The 15,974-nt window shown below is 49.9% G+C and carries 15 protein-coding genes; 4 read left to right on the top strand and 11 right to left on the bottom strand.

Annotated features, from left to right (window positions below):
- Positions 1-22: 22 nt before the first annotated feature.
- The 5 genes from L6442_RS10640 to L6442_RS10620 form a co-directional block, all read right to left on the bottom strand.
- Positions 23-286 carry a YlbG family protein gene (locus tag L6442_RS10640; RefSeq protein ID WP_194229958.1) on the bottom strand — a complete coding sequence of 88 codons (264 nt, stop codon included), beginning with the start codon at positions 284-286 and terminating at the stop codon, positions 23-25.
- A 39-nt stretch (positions 287-325) separates the two neighbouring features.
- Positions 326-766: a YlbF/YmcA family competence regulator gene (locus tag L6442_RS10635; RefSeq protein ID WP_212980145.1), complete on the bottom strand. Its 441-nt coding sequence runs from the start codon at positions 764-766 to the stop codon at positions 326-328.
- Positions 767-893: 127 nt separating this feature from the next.
- The gene (locus L6442_RS10630; protein WP_212980144.1) at positions 894-2,762 is read right to left on the bottom strand and encodes a helicase-associated domain-containing protein; all 1,869 of its coding nucleotides are present in this window, start codon (positions 2,760-2,762) and stop codon (positions 894-896) included.
- A complete protein-coding gene (locus tag L6442_RS10625; RefSeq protein WP_212980143.1) occupies positions 2,759-4,438 on the bottom strand; it encodes a DNA repair helicase XPB in 1,680 nt (559 codons plus the stop codon). The genes L6442_RS10630 and L6442_RS10625 overlap by 4 nt, the downstream gene beginning before the upstream one ends.
- A gap of 227 nt (positions 4,439-4,665) precedes the next feature.
- On the bottom strand, positions 4,666-5,841 hold the full coding sequence (locus L6442_RS10620; protein WP_373871837.1) for a M20 family metallopeptidase: 1,176 nt from the start codon (positions 5,839-5,841) through the stop codon (positions 4,666-4,668).
- A gap of 194 nt (positions 5,842-6,035) precedes the next feature.
- Between L6442_RS10620 and L6442_RS10615 the strand changes: the two genes are divergently transcribed.
- Both L6442_RS10615 and ftsW read left to right on the top strand, forming a co-directional pair.
- Entirely contained in the window at positions 6,036-6,383 is a 348-nt protein-coding gene (locus tag L6442_RS10615; RefSeq protein WP_194229963.1) for a YugN family protein, read from the top strand.
- A gap of 12 nt (positions 6,384-6,395) precedes the next feature.
- Positions 6,396-7,628: a putative lipid II flippase FtsW gene (gene ftsW / locus L6442_RS10610; protein WP_212980141.1), complete on the top strand. Its 1,233-nt coding sequence runs from the start codon at positions 6,396-6,398 to the stop codon at positions 7,626-7,628.
- Positions 7,629-7,661: 33 nt separating this feature from the next.
- On the opposite strand, the gene L6442_RS10605 is transcribed toward ftsW, so the two are convergent.
- The gene (locus L6442_RS10605; protein WP_212980140.1) at positions 7,662-8,048 is read right to left on the bottom strand and encodes an Asp23/Gls24 family envelope stress response protein; all 387 of its coding nucleotides are present in this window, start codon (positions 8,046-8,048) and stop codon (positions 7,662-7,664) included.
- 251 nt (positions 8,049-8,299) lie between these two features.
- On the opposite strand from L6442_RS10605, the gene cax reads away from it, so the two are divergent.
- Positions 8,300-9,370: a calcium/proton exchanger gene (cax, locus tag L6442_RS10600; protein WP_212980139.1), complete on the top strand. Its 1,071-nt coding sequence runs from the start codon at positions 8,300-8,302 to the stop codon at positions 9,368-9,370.
- A gap of 160 nt (positions 9,371-9,530) precedes the next feature.
- On the opposite strand, the gene L6442_RS10595 is transcribed toward cax, so the two are convergent.
- The 5 genes from L6442_RS10595 to L6442_RS10575 form a co-directional block, all read right to left on the bottom strand.
- Entirely contained in the window at positions 9,531-9,824 is a 294-nt protein-coding gene (locus L6442_RS10595; RefSeq protein ID WP_212980138.1) for an Fpa/YlaN family protein, read from the bottom strand.
- A 283-nt stretch (positions 9,825-10,107) separates the two neighbouring features.
- Entirely contained in the window at positions 10,108-10,353 is a 246-nt protein-coding gene (locus L6442_RS10590) for an HPr family phosphocarrier protein (protein WP_194229968.1), read from the bottom strand.
- 111 nt (positions 10,354-10,464) lie between these two features.
- Positions 10,465-11,580: an aminopeptidase gene (locus tag L6442_RS10585; protein ID WP_194229969.1), complete on the bottom strand. Its 1,116-nt coding sequence runs from the start codon at positions 11,578-11,580 to the stop codon at positions 10,465-10,467.
- A 115-nt stretch (positions 11,581-11,695) separates the two neighbouring features.
- Positions 11,696-12,538: a hypothetical protein gene (locus L6442_RS10580; RefSeq protein WP_212980137.1), complete on the bottom strand. Its 843-nt coding sequence runs from the start codon at positions 12,536-12,538 to the stop codon at positions 11,696-11,698.
- Positions 12,539-12,708: 170 nt separating this feature from the next.
- Positions 12,709-14,700 carry a sensor domain-containing diguanylate cyclase gene (locus L6442_RS10575; RefSeq protein ID WP_212980136.1) on the bottom strand — a complete coding sequence of 664 codons (1,992 nt, stop codon included), beginning with the start codon at positions 14,698-14,700 and terminating at the stop codon, positions 12,709-12,711.
- Between the two features lie 509 nt (positions 14,701-15,209).
- Between L6442_RS10575 and rpsD the strand changes: the two genes are divergently transcribed.
- Positions 15,210-15,809 carry a 30S ribosomal protein S4 gene (gene rpsD, locus L6442_RS10570; RefSeq protein ID WP_194229972.1) on the top strand — a complete coding sequence of 200 codons (600 nt, stop codon included), beginning with the start codon at positions 15,210-15,212 and terminating at the stop codon, positions 15,807-15,809.
- Positions 15,810-15,974 lie beyond the last annotated feature (165 nt).

Here is a 15,974-nt window from a genome sequence, read left to right as displayed (position 1 = left end):
AAGCGGACTTACTGAACATCATCTATAGCCCATAAAATCTTGTTTTATCGGGAATATCCTTTGTATACTCCGTTTTGATCTCATTGCGGTAGGATCGCTCAATTTTACGCACATAGGAAAGCCTGCGAATATTTTTGGCAACCTCTTCGGCGCGATCCGCGTTCACGTACATCACCACATAATGCATGCGCCTTGAAATATAATGAACAGTCCCGTATTTCTCGAGATTTCTGGCCGCTTTTACATCCGTTACCCATATAATGTAACCCGTCCGTTCTGCAAACATGTTTTCCCACCTCACTTTATTCCACGGTCTCTTTTTCGCTTAGCCGCCGCAGCCGCATTTGCCTCCGCTGCCGCAGCCGCGTTTCGGATTCGGATCATTGCTTGGCACCTTGATGGTGTCCGAAACGGAAAAAGCAATCATTTCGGACATTTGATGCAGCATGTCATCGAGTTCCCTCTCCGCTTGCTTGAAGCGCACAACCTCTTCAAACTGTTCGAGCTGCTTCTCCACAGCCTTCACCTCGTCCTTGGCGCTGTGGTAATTCGGATGGAAATGCCCAAACCGCTGGGTCTCCTCGAAGAGTTCCTTTTTCTTTTCGAGCAGGCGGACCAGCTCCTGAATGTCAGGATTGGCGTCAACGCGCTGCTTCCAATATAAATAATCAGACACCTCGACGGACTGATTGATCATATCGCCTAATTCATAGGCGTTCATCAGTACGGCAGCCATGTCCATTGTCTGCGCTTCTGATACGCTCATGAAATTCATCTCAATTCTATAAAAAGTTCCACTAAATTGCGTCAATTTCTAAAAGTGGACTCTTCTATCATATCATAACCCGTCTTTCTTAAGAAGAGGATTTTCAGTCCCTCCGGATCAGGTCGTCTCAATCAAAAGAAGGAAGAATCAGCTTCAATTCCCCAATATCCTCGGCAGTCAACTCATGCCGTTCAAATCGCCCGCTCTCCAGGTCATGCAAAATCCCTTCCGCCCGCCAAGGGCTTGGATAAACTGCTGTCGGCGCAAACTCCGCCCGTTTCCCGCCATGGCTGAGGAGGATTTTGGTCTGCCAGCTTTGGGCTTGTTCCACAATGGTGCGCGCGGTGGAACTATGATAACTCCGCCAATCCTGAAGCCATCTGGCCGGTACCTGCTCAACCCCCGGAAACAATGATGCCGGATCGGGAATAACCTCGTCAGGTTCAAAAAAGTGGACGTTCCTGCCGCCGTACACCATCCCTTGTCTTTCATAATAACTCTCGCTTAGCATCTCCCCATTTACCGCCGCATCCACATGGAGCAGCGGGTAGGCATAATCCGTACGCCCGCTGCCGGCCACCGCTTTGAGCGGGGCAAGACCCATGCCCTCCAAAATTTTGCGCAGCCCTGTCATATGCGAAGGCTCAACGATGAAATGCCTCGGACCAATCCGTTCAGCGCTGCCTGCGATGCGGGGGTTTCCAGCGATGGCGTCCCCTTCCGATTCGCTCATGCAGGACAGCAGCACAGCTTCGGCAAATTGGGTTCGGCCGATCTGCTTGCCCCATTGCCCGATCGCAGCAGCCACATGCTCCGGAATGCCTTCGGCCCCTTTCGCCGCCAGAAAATCCAATATATCCGGGATGTCCATCCCCTTTTCAACAGCTCTGGCTACACTCTCTCTTGTCAGTTTGTACACGGAAACGCGGTCGCATTGAACCAGATCAGTGCAGACCAACAGCTTCCACCGCGCTAAATACGGTACGCCCGGCGGACAGATGATGTCAAAATCCGGCTGAACGAAAAAACGTTCGTCTCCGTTTTCGCTTTCTTCAACCCCTATAGCCGACAGCAGTTCCGGCCGTATGCTCCATCTGAACACGTACTCCCCTTCTTCTGTGACAGCCACTTCCCCCCAGCCAAAACCGGCCAGGGCATAAAGCCATGCGGCTGCTTTTTCCACAGCATCGTCCGCGACAAACAGCCCCTCGCCCTTCATCCATTCCAGAACCGAAGCAATGTTTATCCACGCTCCCTCATGCTGTGGAAGCATGCAGATCATGTAACGGAACAGCTGCATGCCCGCATCGGTCTGGCCGTACCGCTCAACTACGGTGCGAAGGAGCAACCGGTTCATGTCCGCCTCATTCAGGCTGAGCCATTCTCCAAGGCGCTTGTCCTCCACAACAAAAGCATCGGCGGTTTTGGACAGCAGTCCCATGCACAACATCAGATCGAAAATAACCGCCAGCGGCGGCGTATATGCTTCATCATGAGCATACTGCAAAGCAAGCCTCTGCAAATGTTCTTCTTTTAAAGAAATACGCTCCTGCAGCTTTTGCAGATTTTTTTTGTGAACCGTGCCTTTTGCAGTCAGAGGAAGTCCCTGTTCCGCCGCAAATGCCAGTACATGAAGCAAATCCAGCGCAAGCCCTGACCCCGAATCACATCTGCTGTGCAGCCCGCCGGACTCAGAAGGATGTTCATGATTGCAGGAGAAAAAAATGGGGAGCAGCCGAATCAGCTTTTCCACCGGTATGTAATAGAGTCTTTCCCCCCAGGATTTTTTGACGGCATGCACCCACCCGTATTTTCGCAAACGGATAAACGACAGCTTTAACTCCGCGCCGCTGCGGCTGATGCTGCTTATCCCTTCCCATATCTGCTCGCTGAAAGGCTGTCCGGCAAAACGGGAAACCAGCGTCTTCAAGAGTTCTGCATCACCCTCGGCAAGCGGTTGCAGCTGTTCAAGATACGCATCTTCATTATGGCTCATGTTGCGGATCTCACCTCCTTGACGGAATGGACGGAATATTCGTATCCCTGCTCAATCAAAAACATCTGGCGGCGCACGGCGAATTCCTCCTCCTTGCTATTTTCGGTGACAAGCGTGTAAAAATAAGCCTGGTTATCCCCCGTTTTCGGACGTAAAAGTCTACCGAGCCGCTGTGCTTCTTCCTGCCTCGATCCGAAACTTCCCGATATTTCAATCGCCACCGATGCGTCGGGAAGATCCACGGCGAAATTCGCCACTTTGGAGACGACCAGCACGCGAATTTCGCCTTTTTTGAAGGATGCGTACAATGCCGCCCGCTGCGGCTGCGCCGTTTTGCCGCTGATAAGCGGGGCGCCGATCGCAGCCGCGATACCGCTCAGTTGGTCGAGATATTGTCCGATGATGAGAATTCCCGCATCCGGATGTTTCTTGAGCAGCTGCAGCACAATTGCCGTCTTGGCCGGATTTTCAGCGGCAAGTCGGAATTTTTCTTTAGCTAACGCATAAAGATATTTTTCGCGCAGCGCAGCATCCATCGGTACACGGAATTCAAAGCACTCCACGCGGGCGATCCAGCCCGTCTTTTCGAGTTCCTTCCATGGCATCTCGTAGCGTTTGGGGCCGATCAGCGAAAATACGTCCTCCTCGCATCCGTCCTCACGGACTAGAGTAGCCGTCAATCCGAGCCTCCGGGTCGCCTGGATATCGGCCGTTGCCCGAAACACAGGCGCCGGCAGCAAATGCACCTCATCGTAGATAATTAGCCCCCAGTTCCGCTCGTTAAACAGCTTCATATGTTCGAATTCATCCTCTTTGGAGCGCCGGTGCGTCAAAATTTGATATGTCGCGACCGTTACCGGCTTAACTTCTTTTTTGCGGCCCGTATACTGGCCGATTTGGGTTGGGTCCAGCGTCGTTTTGTCCGTCAGCTCCTGCACCCACTGCTCTACCGAAGTGGTATTCAACGTCAGAATCAGGCACTCGCATTGCTGCCTCTCAAGCGCGGCTATCCCGATGACGGTTTTGCCTGCTCCGCAGGGAAGAACAAGAACGCCGCTTCCGCCGCCGGCAATTCCCGCAAAAGCATGAGCCGCTTCATCCTGGTAGCTGCGGAGCTTAAACTCCCTGCTTCCGTCCCCAGTCCTCCATGCAAGCTTAAGAGCCTGTCCATCATGATAGCCCGCCAGATCAAGCACCGGAAATCCATGCCGCATCAATTCCTGCTTGAGACTCCCCCTGCTCTCCGCCTTAATTACGGCCTCCCCTATCCCTAAGCGGACCATCTGCGAAGACAATGCGGGCACGGCGAAAATCTCGTCCAGAAGCGGGCTCTCCGCTGCCGTCAAACGCAGCACTCCCGCTTCGTTTTCGTCCTTTTGCAGCTTCAGCTTGCCGTATCTCATGACGAGTTCCCTGATCTCCTGTAACAGTCCGGCAGGAACCCCCCATCTTGAAATGGAAGCCAAATCCTCCGTTATTTCATCCGCCTTATAGCCCAGAGCGGCCGCATTCCAAAGAGAAAGAGGGGTAATTCGGTAGGTATGGAAGGCGGAAGGACTTTTGACAAGCTCCGCAAATCGCGACAGTTTCTCCCGCGCCGCCTCGAATCCGGGATGTCCGCATTCGAGCAGCACCGTACGGTCTCGCTGGACGATGCAGGCTTTTAGATCGTTCATAATCGGCTCCCTTTCCTAATTAAAATAACCCCACAAAGTGACGCGTGACCTTCGAAGCCTATTCCGATTACTTTGCGGGGACCCCGGAAGTTTATACTTTCATATATGTTGAAAAAGTCCATTCCCTATTGAAAGGAAATGAACTTTTATTTTCGCATGATATCATTATAATTTCCCAATGATCGCCATATCATTCTTGCAGCCGCCTATATTTACTCGCGCGTCTACTATTCCCAGCCTTGGTACGATTGCGTCATCGCTACCAGCAGCTTGGCCGCGCCCAGCATCGCCGATTCATCAAAATCAAAGCGCGGGTGATGATGAGGATAAACCGCCTGAAGGCTTTCATTGCCTGCTCCCACAAACATAAAGCAGCCCGGAATCTTCTGCAAATAATAAGAGAAGTCCTCTGCAGGCATGATTTTATCGCAGCGGATGACCTGATCCGCCCCAAAAATGCCCGGCGCCTCGCGGAAAAAACGCTCGGTCTCCCCGTCATCATTCACCAGCGGCGGGTAACCCATCATATATTGAATTTTTGCCGCCGCACCATAGGCTTGCGCCGTCGCATGGGAAATTTCCTCGATCCGTCCGCGTATAAGTTCCCTCGTTTCCTCATCGAAAGTCCGAACCGTACCGGTGATACGGCAGGATTCGGCGATTACATTTTGCGCGCTCCCACCCTGGATAGTGCCGATCGTGACGACAGCAGGTTTCAACGGGTCCACCGTCCTGCTGACAATGCTTTGCAGCTGCATAACAAGCGCCGCTCCCGCCACCACGGCGTCAACGGTCGCATGCGGCATACCGCCATGGCCGCCTTTGCCCTGAATATCAATAAAAAACTCATCCGCCGCCGCCATAAGCGGACCGGGTGCGCTTGCCGCCCCCCCTGCCGCAAAAGGCGTCCATAAATGGACTCCGTATATGACATCGGCTCCTTCCAGGACCCCCGCTTCGATCATGCCCCGGGCTCCGCCCGGACACACTTCTTCCGCAGGCTGAAAGATGAAACGGATTTCCCCCTCCACCTCATGTTGGCGTTTACAAAAATACGATGCCACCCCCAGCAGCGTTGCGGTATGCCCGTCATGCCCGCATGCATGCATCACCCCCGGAACTTCGGAGGAGTACTCGCAAGACTTCTCGTCTTGGATCGGCAGCGCATCCATATCGGCGCGAAGCGCTACGGTTTTACCGGGCTTGCCGCCTTTTAAAATACCCAAAACGCCATGGCCGCCTCCTACCCGTACGGATACTTCCAGCCCAAGCCCGCGCAGCTTGTCGGCTACAAACCGCGATGTATTCTCTTCCTGATATGATAGCTCCGGATGGCGGTGCAGATAACGTCTCCACTGAACCATTTGCGGATGCAGCGCAGTCAGCAGTGCCTCTTCTCTCATGTGCATACGTCCCTTCGCCTAAGTAGTAGAGCCGCATTGCTTCCATAACCTGGTTGCAATGCTATTTTCCATTGTAGCAGAAAACGCCTGAAATGGGTTATGCCCTGCCAGTGCGAAGGCTTGCACAAGCGCCTGAAACATAATATCATGAGTAAAGAACTTTACAGGTGTTTAAATAAGGAGGATTTTATAGGATGATTTTCGAAAATACAGGACTTGTCGGTCTGAAAAGCGAACTGGCATTGATGGACGAAATTGCTGAAAAAACGGGTTTTATTCGCTGGCAATGGGAATACACGCGCGCTACATACGATTATAAAATCGAAGACAAGGACACCAACTCCGATTACTACCTGCGCATGAATACTCGCGCCGTTCAAGGAAAGCTTGAGAAGCCGGACACCGTGCTCGAAATCGAAGCCGTTTACTTGGGCAAAGCAACCTTCCCGCACGGCCTGGAATACGAAACTCCGATCCCTACCAAGATCCTTAACGCCGCCAATCAAAAAATCCAGCAATTCAAAGCTGCTCTGGAAGCTTAAAGAAGGTCCCTTATGAAACAAGAGAAACCCCAACTGAGGAAGAGAGGGACGCCGGATTTTCAACTGCTTATCCTTACTTTTCTGTTGGTCGGTTTTGGGCTGGTCATGGTGTTCAGCGCCAGTTCAAGTCTCACCATTTCCAGCAGTAAATTCAATCATGATCCGCTATATTTTACGAAAAAACAGTTTTTGTGGGCCATGTTTGGCACAATTGTTATGTTTGTCGCCATGAACATTCACTACAGTAAGTATAAGAAGCTTTTTGTTCCAATGTTTTTCATAACCGTCATCCTGCTTGTGCTCGTACGCTTTACCAGCGGAATCAACGGCGCCCGGAGCTGGCTGCAGATCGCCGGACTCGGGATTCAGCCCACGGAGCTTGCCAAGATCACCATCATCCTGTACCTCTCCGCATTAATCAGTAAAAAAGGGGAGCGCTTCAGGGATTTGCGGACAGGTTATATTCCGGTCATGGTGATCGTCGGCTTCGTAGCCGGGCTCATCATGATGCAGCCGGATCTGGGCTCCACCATGATTCTCGTTGCCACCAGCGCGGTCATTATTTATGCGGGAGGCGCCAGCCTCAAGCATATGCTCGGATCGGCCGTCCTGCTGGTTCTAGGGGCAAGTCTCGTCCTTGGCGCCAACTACCTTATCAAGTCGGTTACGCATAGCGATGAACCTAAGGCTCAATCCACCGATTATAAAATCGGGCGGATCACGGCTTGGATCGATCCTTTCGAGGATCCGGATGATACAGGCTATAACCTGATTCAGTCCCTGACCGCGATCGGTAACGGCCAATTGACCGGCACGGGTTTCGGGAAAAGCATTCAAAAGCTGAACTATATTAAAAACCCGTACAATGACTTTATATTCCCCGTGATGGCCGAGGAATTCGGATTCATTGGCACAAGCTTGTTTTTGATCGTATATATTTATTTTATATGGCGCGGCATCCTGATCTCGCTCAGGTGTCCGGATCCGTTCGGAACTTTGGTTGGTGTTGGCATCATGGGGCTGTTCGCCATACAGGCTTTCGTCAATATCGGCGGCGTATCGCAGACGATTCCGCTCACGGGAGTAACCCTTCCATTTATAAGTTACGGCGGATCTTCCCTGCTTATCATGATGTTCGCCATGGGGATTATGCTTAGCATCTCGAGATCGATCGACCAGCCCGCGAAGCAGGAAGTCGTTAAATCCGTAAATATTAAAAGAGACTACCGGAGGAGTTCCGTGTAGTCTCTTTTCTTTACTTTTTTTGCAAAATCTTTATTATTTCGCGCGGACTGCACCGTCTTCGATCTCATCATCCTTGAAAGCAACGCCCTCAACTTTGACGTTGACCTCAACGACCCTAAGGCCAGTCATGCTTTCCACCGCTTCCCGTACATTTTGCTGCAGCATACGGCAAACTTCATGAATCGGTGTTTCATATAAAACGATGATTCGTAAATCAATGGCTGCCTCAAGTTGTCCCACTTCTACCGTGACACCTTTTTGCACGTTTTTCCCGCTCAGGCGTTTGGCCCATCCTTCGGAGAGCCCGCCTGACATCGCCGCAATTCCTGGTGTTTCAAGTGCCGCCAAGCCGGCAATTTTCGATACGACATCATCCGATATCCGGATGGTCCCCGTTTCCAGTTGTAGCTGTTCAGTCATACCCCATCCTCCTTCATCTCATTATCAATTATTGTAATTCCTACAGGGATCAAAAGCAAATCTTTACCTTTAAGATTTGTTTACAATGCATCATGTTTTGGGTATATTAAAATAACCCGTGACGTGTGGCCTTCGGAGCTTATTCCCATTACTTTACGGGGACCCCGGAAATTACGCTTTAGTTCTGAAAGGATTTAAACTTTCTGAATATTACGGGAAAGAATCTTACATATCACTGAGGTGTCGAAAAATTGAAAAAATGGTTGAGCCCTTTTCTGCTGATTGCTTCTTTTGTACTCAGCGCGGTCGGGCATTATGCGGGCTGGGATCCAACGTTTCAGTTCATCCTGTCGGCAATTTCCGTCATCTTTGTCGCAGGTTTTTTGGGCAAAGCGACGGAAAACGTGGCTCATTATGCAGGTCAACGGCTCGGCGGCTTCCTGAACGCTACCTTCGGCAATGCGGCCGAACTGATCATCGCGATTTTCCTTGTCAAAGAAGGTTTATTCGATATGGTCAAAGCCAGCTTGACGGGTTCCATTATCGGAAATCTGCTGCTGGTGCTTGGTTTGAGCATTTTTGCGGGCGGCCTGAAGTTCAAGGTGCAAAGTTTCAACGTCTCGCTTGCCGGCATGAACGGCTCGCTTATGATCGTTGCCGTTATCGCCTTATTTGTTCCTGCCGTATTCCTGAACACACATTCCATCACTACGGACGATACCAAGCTGCTTAGCCTGATCGTTGCCGGAATCCTGATCGTGGCTTACATCGCCTGGCTGGTCTTCTCGATGATCACGCATAAAAACTACCTCTCCGACGTGACGGAGAAGTCGGAAGAGGAGCTTCCGCATGAACACGCTCCGGAATGGTCCAAAGGCAAATCCATAATTTATCTGATCATCGCAACCGTCATGGTTGCCTTCGTAAGCGAATGGCTTGTCGGAACGCTGGAGACGTTCACCAGCCGTTTCGGCCTGAGCGAGCTGTTTGTCGGGGCCTTCCTCGTCGCTATCATCGGCAATGCCGCCGAACATAGCGCCGCAGTGCTGCTCGCGATGAAAAACAAAATCGGGGCCGCCGTGGAAATCGCCGTGGGCAGCAGTCTTCAAATCGCCTTGTTCGTTGCGCCTGTGCTTGTGTTTGCGAGTTTTTTCTTCGGCAACACGATGGATCTCGTATTCACCGCCATTGAACTGCTGGCGATCGGGGTTTCGGTATTCATCGCCAAATCCATTATCCTGGACGGCAAGACCAACTGGTATGAAGGATTGCTTCTGCTGGTCGTCTATTTAATCCTCGGCGTCTCCTTTTTCATGGTATAACTTTATTCCTGCGCCAAAATAACCCCACAGAGTGAAGCCTATGCTTCGTTGCTTATTCCAAATACTTTGCGGGGATCCCCCAAATTATAATCGCAAAAAAAGCATGGACTCAATAAAAGAGTTCATGCTTTTATCTTGTAAACTTTTTGCAGGCGGAATTTTATTCCGCTTCTTTTTTGTTCAAGGCTTCGTAAAGGAGCGCCAGATTACGTTCAAGCTGGCTGACAAGCTGTTTGCCTGCAGCCTCGGGGAGCAATCCTGCTCTGACCGCAAAGTCAACTTCTCTTGAAAAACCGTACATCTGGGTGTCCAGCACTTCCTCATAAAGAGGGCAATAGCGGGTTGCCAGATTCTCCATTTGTACTTCTATAAGCTTCTGTATTTTATCTGCATCTTCTTGTAGAAGACTGATTGCTTTCATGTTCAACTGTTCCTGCAGCTCAGAAGAAGCCATGCATCTTCCCCCCTATGTCCAAAAAGTAACACCCTTGTTCTCTTCTCTAATATTAGACGAAATCAGAGCCCAATACAAGAACCTCCGTTAAATAACCCCACAAAGTGGAGCACATGTGACCCCAAAAAAATAATCTCATACTCTAAAATAACCCCACAAAGTGGAGCCTATGCTTCGATGCTTATTCCAAATACTTTGCGGGGACCCCCCAAAAAAACTTATAAATTCTATACTGCTTAAAAAAGCGCCCTGCCGGATTCAGGCAAGACGCTTTTCACTGCAATTAATCTTCAACAACTTCGACTTTCAGACCGTGCTTCGCAAACACTTCTTTCATAGCCGCTTTAGCCTCATCCGCATCCGGTCCATGAACGTGAAGCTCATAACCTTTATTGCTAACAAGGGTCGTGAACAAACCCAGAATACTTTTTACGTCGATGTACTTGTTGTCAGCCTGAAGAACGATAGACGATGTAAATTTGCCCGCAGTTTGGGCGATCTCCACAACAGCTGCGTTGTTACTGGACATTGGGATCCCTCCGTAGCTTTGGTATCAGGTATAATATTCATTTTACCACTTTCATGATACATTGAATCCGCTTACTCGCGCAAGGGATTTCTAAATTCAATTTTTTGCGGATTAAACCAATTGGTCCGGATTCAGACCTTTCAGTTCATCGATTACGAAAATGCCGTCTTTGCGGATCAGCACATCGTCAAAATAAATTTCCCCGCCGCCGTAGTCCGGACGCTGGATCAAAACGATATCCCAATGGATCGAGGAACGGTTGCCGTTGTCGCAATCTTCATAGGCTTGTCCAGGCGTGAAATGAATGCTGCCGGCGATTTTTTCATCAAACAGAATATCTTTCATCGGATGCAGGATATACGGATTGAAACCGATAGCAAATTCGCCGATATAACGCGCGCCTTCATCGGAATCGAGAATTTGGTTCAAACGTTCCGTTTCATTGCTTGTCGCTTCAACGATTTTCCCGTCTTTGAAAGTAAATTTAATGTTTTCAAAGGTAATTCCTTGATATACTGTGCTTGTGTTGTAGCTGATCGTTCCGTTAACGGAATTGCGCACTGGAGCGCTGTACACTTCGCCGTCCGGAATGTTTTTCTCGCCGGCGCATTTGGTGGCGCCAATGCCTTTGATCGAGAAGGTGAGATCGGTACCCGGTCCAACAATGCGGACTTTATCCGTTTTTCTCATCAGCTCGGCAAGCGGATCCTGGGCTTTGTCCATTTTGGCATAATCCAGGTTGCACACATCGAAGTAGAAATCTTCGAAAGCTTCCGTGCTTTTATTGGACAACTGCGCCATGCTGGCATTCGGATAACGGAGCACAACCCATTTCGTGTGGTTTACGCGCTGTCCGCTGTGAACAGGATGGTTGTAAAGCGTGTTGTACAAACGCATTTTCTCGTCCGGAACGTCCGAGAGATCGTTTACGTTTTCGCCTGAGCGGATGCCGATGTAGCAATCCATTTTCTTCATGCGCTCCAGATCAAGCTCGCCCCAGGTCTTAACCATTTCCTCGGTGGCGTTCATGAGCATGGTCCGCTGAACGGTTCTGTCCGTCAATTCGACAAACGGGTTCCCCCCGCGCTTATGTACCTCTTCAATAACGGCCTTCAGCAAATCCCGCTCAGGACCAATCATTTCGACCAGGACGTTTTCGCCCGGCTGAACGTTGACCGAATATCCGACCAGATTTTCAGCAAGTTTCTGAATTCTTGGATCTCGCATATATTTAATACCTCCCACACCCTGCACAAAAACTTTTTGAACTAAGGTTAATTTTTATCCGCCTTCTATTGTAGCACTTCTATGCTGCCTTGGTCATCCGAAAAAGCGGAAATAATCAAGGGATGAAAGAGACGTCATTGATTAAGGACTCCTCTTCCTCCTGATTGTGCAGGTTGAGATAGCGGATATTCGTTTCCGAAGAAAGCTTGAGCGGGAAACCGGATCTTTTGTCGATCGTCAAATAATAAACCATTCCCACCTCGGATTGATCCAGCATTTGCTTCATTTGCGCATCGCCTTTTTTCCATGCATCCGCCAGTTCCCGCTTATCCCGAGATGAACCGATTTGCGCTGCTTGATTCGCCTGCTGACGGATCCCCCCCATCTCTTCCTCCAGCTGCTCCGCCAGCCACCCTCTGGCCGCTGTAGGGTTTAATTCGATGCGCAGCACCCTGGTTCCCCGCGCCGCTCCCGAGGCTTCTTTGATTTGTTTGGGAAGCCGGCCGATCGCATCCAGCTGCGCCAGTGGATTAAACCGTGCCAAGGATGTAGACAGCATGCCGTTTCCTTCGCTGAATAAATGCACCCACTCTCCGTCCTGGCGGCGAAATCCGGACTCGGCCGCATGAAAATTGCTGACCGTCACCTGCTTGGGTTTTTTGGCGTTCGCCGGCTGCGCGGGCAGCATGCTTCGGATTGTCAGTTTGTCATGCTCGGTCAAAATGCCCTCATAGGCCACGCTCTCCCGAAATTCTTTATTGGATTCGGTTCTGATGGCTGCTTTGCCGGTAAAACGAAAAGAATCTTTTCCGGCTAGTCCTCCCAGCGTCTGTTTGAACAGTGCCTCCGGTTCGCTGTTAGGATTCCAAAGCCCGCAGCCGCCAAGCCACAAACAAATGCTCGTAGAAAGCAGAACTGCCGCTGCAAGACGTCCTGGTTTCAGCTTTTGCATCATCATTACCTCTCTTTCGCGCTCATGGGCATTTTGCCTTAGGCTTGCCTGCCTTTATGTCGTTTATACAGCTGCCGCATTAGAAAAACGTCTGTCGATGCGCAGCTATGAAGGGAGGGCCGCATTTAGAAAAAAAAAGATGCCTGCATTTACATGCAGACATGCAGGTCGCCCTTTTACTCATGCGTATCTTCGGTTTGAGTCTGGATTTGTATCTGGTTGCGGCCACTGTTTTTGGCCCGGTATAAAGCCATGTCAGCCCTGTAAAAAAGGCTGTCCACGCTCACCTGATCATCGACGATGCACCATTCGGCAATACCGCTAGAGACGGTTACACCGGGATCGGTTTCCTCGGCTACGCGGGTTCGGATCGTCTCGGCTACCTTCATCGCCTGGTGCACCCCAAGCTGCGGCAGATATACGGCAAGTTCCTCTCCACCCCAGCGTGCAGGAATATCCTCAGGCCTGATGGAGGATTTCACGATTTTGCTGACCTGTTTCAAGATTTTATCGCCTTTTTGATGTCCGTACGTATCGTTTACTTGTTTGAACTGGTCAATGTCTACGACGATCAAGGAACCGCAAAAATCATTCGCCTGGTGATGCTGGATGGCTTCATCCAGGTAATGGCGGGCGAACATATCCGTAAGCATATCCCGATTCGCCATGCGCCGGAGTTCCGCATGCAGCAAGGCATTGCTGACCGACAGGCCGATGTGGCTGGACAGCGTTTGCAGCAGCCTGTAATTGTCATAGGAAAAGAAATGCGGGCTGCGATGCGTAAGCAGGATCGCTCCCATTACTTTTCCGTTCACGGTCAGCGGCGTTGCGATCAGCGACTGGGACTCCGTGACCTCCATCAATTTGGAGGAGACTTTCGTATTCAATTGATAATCAGACAGGATGACAGGCTCTTTCTTTTCAAATACAAGTCCCCCGAAACCATAATCCTTGCTGAAAGTATCCTTCGACAGCGAAGGGACGTTGCAGGACATGACTTCAAGCGCATTGCGTTTCTCATTGAACTGGAGAATACAGCAATAATCCGCATTGAATATGTTAAGCAGTTCTTCATTGGCAAATTTATAGATATCCGCAAGCTGCAAACTCTGGTTCAGCCGCTGCGTCAATTCGTTGATGAGGCGCAGCTCATGAATCAGAAGATTGGACTGCTCGTACAGCTTGGCGTTTTCAAAAGCATTGCCGGCCGTGTCGATCATCATCGTAATCAGCTGCAGGTCAAGATCTTCCTTGAGCTCCTGCGTCATTTTCAAATGAAATACGCCGTATATGCCTTGTTTTCCCCCGAACGGGATGCCGATTTCCACGTAATCCTTTTCCTTGCTATCCTGAATCATCAGCCTGCCGTCCATAAAGGCCCGTACACAAATATCTTCCCCAAACGGGTGGAATACCAATGGCCTGACTTTCGGATTGCTGTATTGGTGGTCCTGCGACATCAAGAGACTGAGCTGGATGGACGGGTACAGGACGGCGATGCTGTTCAGCACTTCAGTCAGCACGGTGTCCACGTCGATCTGATCATGCATCCGCTGCATAATCTGGAAAAGGATCGATCTTCTGCTCGCTTCATGCTCGGCGTTTTTTTGCACCTTCATGACATCCGAAATAAAAATATGTTCATAACGCCTGAAAAAGCAGCTGCGATAATGCAGCGCCGAAGCGACGGCCGCATTCGGCCCGGGAGGGCCAGAAATATCGCGCGGAAGAATGCAAGCCATCACTGTGATAACCAGCTCTTCACTTCGCGACAAAATCGGTATAAGACATAATGTTCTCCCTTCGTGTACCGGATCAATCGGATGATCGATCACGGCGCTGACCAACTTGCGAGTCTGCAAACAATGCGACAGCAGCCCTGCATGAGGACCTTCAATCAACGCATGTACCGATGGCTCGCCGGCAGCACAAGCCCCCTCATGATCTATAATCGCCCAGTTCGAATGCTGCGAAAGAGGGAGTGAGCCCGTTTCCGTTCGCCAATCCTCAAAGGATTGCTGAAGAATCTCGCGGACATACGGCAAATCATATTCGGTAATGTCCATCTCCCCCAACCATAAATCAGAAGAATCGATAGGAGACGCCACTTCAATATTTGTCTGGAATAGACTTTGATATCTGGAAAAATCCTGTTGATGTTCTGGCATTAGCAGGCGCTCCTTTACACCGCGTTAAAAAGGTGTCTTGCACGACACCACATCAATCCGGTTAACCCCAAAATCAATATGGCCCGCAACCAGCACTTAAGACTCATGTAAGCGAGTTTAATTTGCACACTCAAAAAATAAGATTTTTATTGGTATTATATTAATCTTATTCTACTCTCTTCAAACTGATTTTGCATCAATATTTCAGATATTCGTCCTAGTTTTTTGGGACCAAAGCCCTATCGACAAAATTAGACGTTTCTCGATATTTCTCAGGACTTGACTTCACCTTATGATTTCGTTTAAAATCTATGGATGAATGTGACTGTATTACAGTCTAAATTTGGGCGTAACGTTGTGTCACCCTCACGTGGTTTGTTACTGATTCGAACAGCGGCTGAATCTTTTCGATCAGGTGTCATTGCCGTATAAGGCTAGCACAATCAACTAACCCGGCGCAAATAGAGCCCTACTTCACATTATTTGAGTATAAAGGAGTCTACTATAACATGGCACGTTACACTGGTCCTAAATTTAAACTGAGCCGCCGTCTGGGCATCTCCCTGAGCGGTACCGGCAAAGAATTGAAACGCCCTTTCCCTCCGGGACAACATGGTCCTAACCAACGGAGAAAAGTAAGCAACTACGGCATGCAGCTCGCTGAAAAGCAAAAACTGCGTCATATGTACGGTGTAGGCGAAAAACAATTCCGCACGCTCTTCGGCAGAGCGCAAAAAATGCAAGGGATTGCCGGTGAGAACCTGATGTTCCTGCTGGAAAGCCGTCTGGACAACCTCGTTTACCGTCTTGGCTTTGCCAACTCCCGTGCAGGCGCACGTCAGCTGGTATCTCATGGCCACATCACTGTAAACGGACAAAAAGTAAACATCGCTTCTTACATGGTGAACACTGGTGACGTTGTTAGTCTTCGCGAAAGAAGCCGCAGCCTCTCTTCCATCAAAGAAGCTTTGGAAAACCGCAGCCATCTTCCAGGTTACCTGGAATACAATGATGCAGCTATGGAAGGCAAATACATCCGTTTGCCTGAACGTGCTGAGCTGTCCCAAGACATCGACGAAAAACAAATCGTCGAATTCTACAACCGTTAATCTTTGCTTTACAAAAGCCTGGGGCCTTTGGTTCCAGGCTTTTTCCTTTTCCGCATGACACCAAACAACCATTTCACGCTATCGTCCATTCAAGACATCATCTTTATCTAAAAAAACCCTCTTTTCTCTGCATGCATCCAAAATCCGCAAATTATGCTATAATAG

This window comes from Paenibacillus azoreducens (assembly GCF_021654775.1).
GTDB classification, from domain to species: Bacteria; Bacillota; Bacilli; order Paenibacillales; family Paenibacillaceae; genus Paenibacillus_AQ; species Paenibacillus_AQ azoreducens.
The sequence above is the reverse complement of the archived record's forward strand: the minus strand, read 5'-3'. Positions and strand labels throughout refer to the sequence as shown.

What these genes read in the sequence shown, in the direction of transcription:
- L6442_RS10605 (WP_212980140.1), bottom strand. Translation starts at nt 8,048, where the DNA reads ATGACTGAACAGCTACAACTGGAAACGGGGACCATCCGGATATCGGAT.
- L6442_RS10595 (WP_212980138.1), bottom strand. Translation starts at nt 9,824, where the DNA reads ATGGCTTCTTCTGAGCTGCAGGAACAGTTGAACATGAAAGCAATCAGT.
- L6442_RS10625 (WP_212980143.1), bottom strand. Translation starts at nt 4,438, where the DNA reads ATGAACGATCTAAAAGCCTGCATCGTCCAGCGAGACCGTACGGTGCTG.
- rpsD (WP_194229972.1), top strand. Translation starts at nt 15,210, where the DNA reads ATGGCACGTTACACTGGTCCTAAATTTAAACTGAGCCGCCGTCTGGGC.
- L6442_RS10580 (WP_212980137.1), bottom strand. Translation starts at nt 12,538, where the DNA reads ATGATGATGCAAAAGCTGAAACCAGGACGTCTTGCAGCGGCAGTTCTG.
- L6442_RS10585 (WP_194229969.1), bottom strand. Translation starts at nt 11,580, where the DNA reads ATGCGAGATCCAAGAATTCAGAAACTTGCTGAAAATCTGGTCGGATAT.
- L6442_RS10630 (WP_212980144.1), bottom strand. Translation starts at nt 2,762, where the DNA reads ATGAGCCATAATGAAGATGCGTATCTTGAACAGCTGCAACCGCTTGCC.
- ftsW (WP_212980141.1), top strand. Translation starts at nt 6,396, where the DNA reads ATGAAACAAGAGAAACCCCAACTGAGGAAGAGAGGGACGCCGGATTTT.
- L6442_RS10635 (WP_212980145.1), bottom strand. Translation starts at nt 766, where the DNA reads ATGAGCGTATCAGAAGCGCAGACAATGGACATGGCTGCCGTACTGATG.
- L6442_RS10620 (WP_373871837.1), bottom strand. Translation starts at nt 5,841, where the DNA reads ATGAGAGAAGAGGCACTGCTGACTGCGCTGCATCCGCAAATGGTTCAG.
- L6442_RS10590 (WP_194229968.1), bottom strand. Translation starts at nt 10,353, where the DNA reads ATGTCCAGTAACAACGCAGCTGTTGTGGAGATCGCCCAAACTGCGGGC.
- L6442_RS10615 (WP_194229963.1), top strand. Translation starts at nt 6,036, where the DNA reads ATGATTTTCGAAAATACAGGACTTGTCGGTCTGAAAAGCGAACTGGCA.
- L6442_RS10640 (WP_194229958.1), bottom strand. Translation starts at nt 286, where the DNA reads ATGTTTGCAGAACGGACGGGTTACATTATATGGGTAACGGATGTAAAA.
- L6442_RS10575 (WP_212980136.1), bottom strand. Translation starts at nt 14,700, where the DNA reads ATGCCAGAACATCAACAGGATTTTTCCAGATATCAAAGTCTATTCCAG.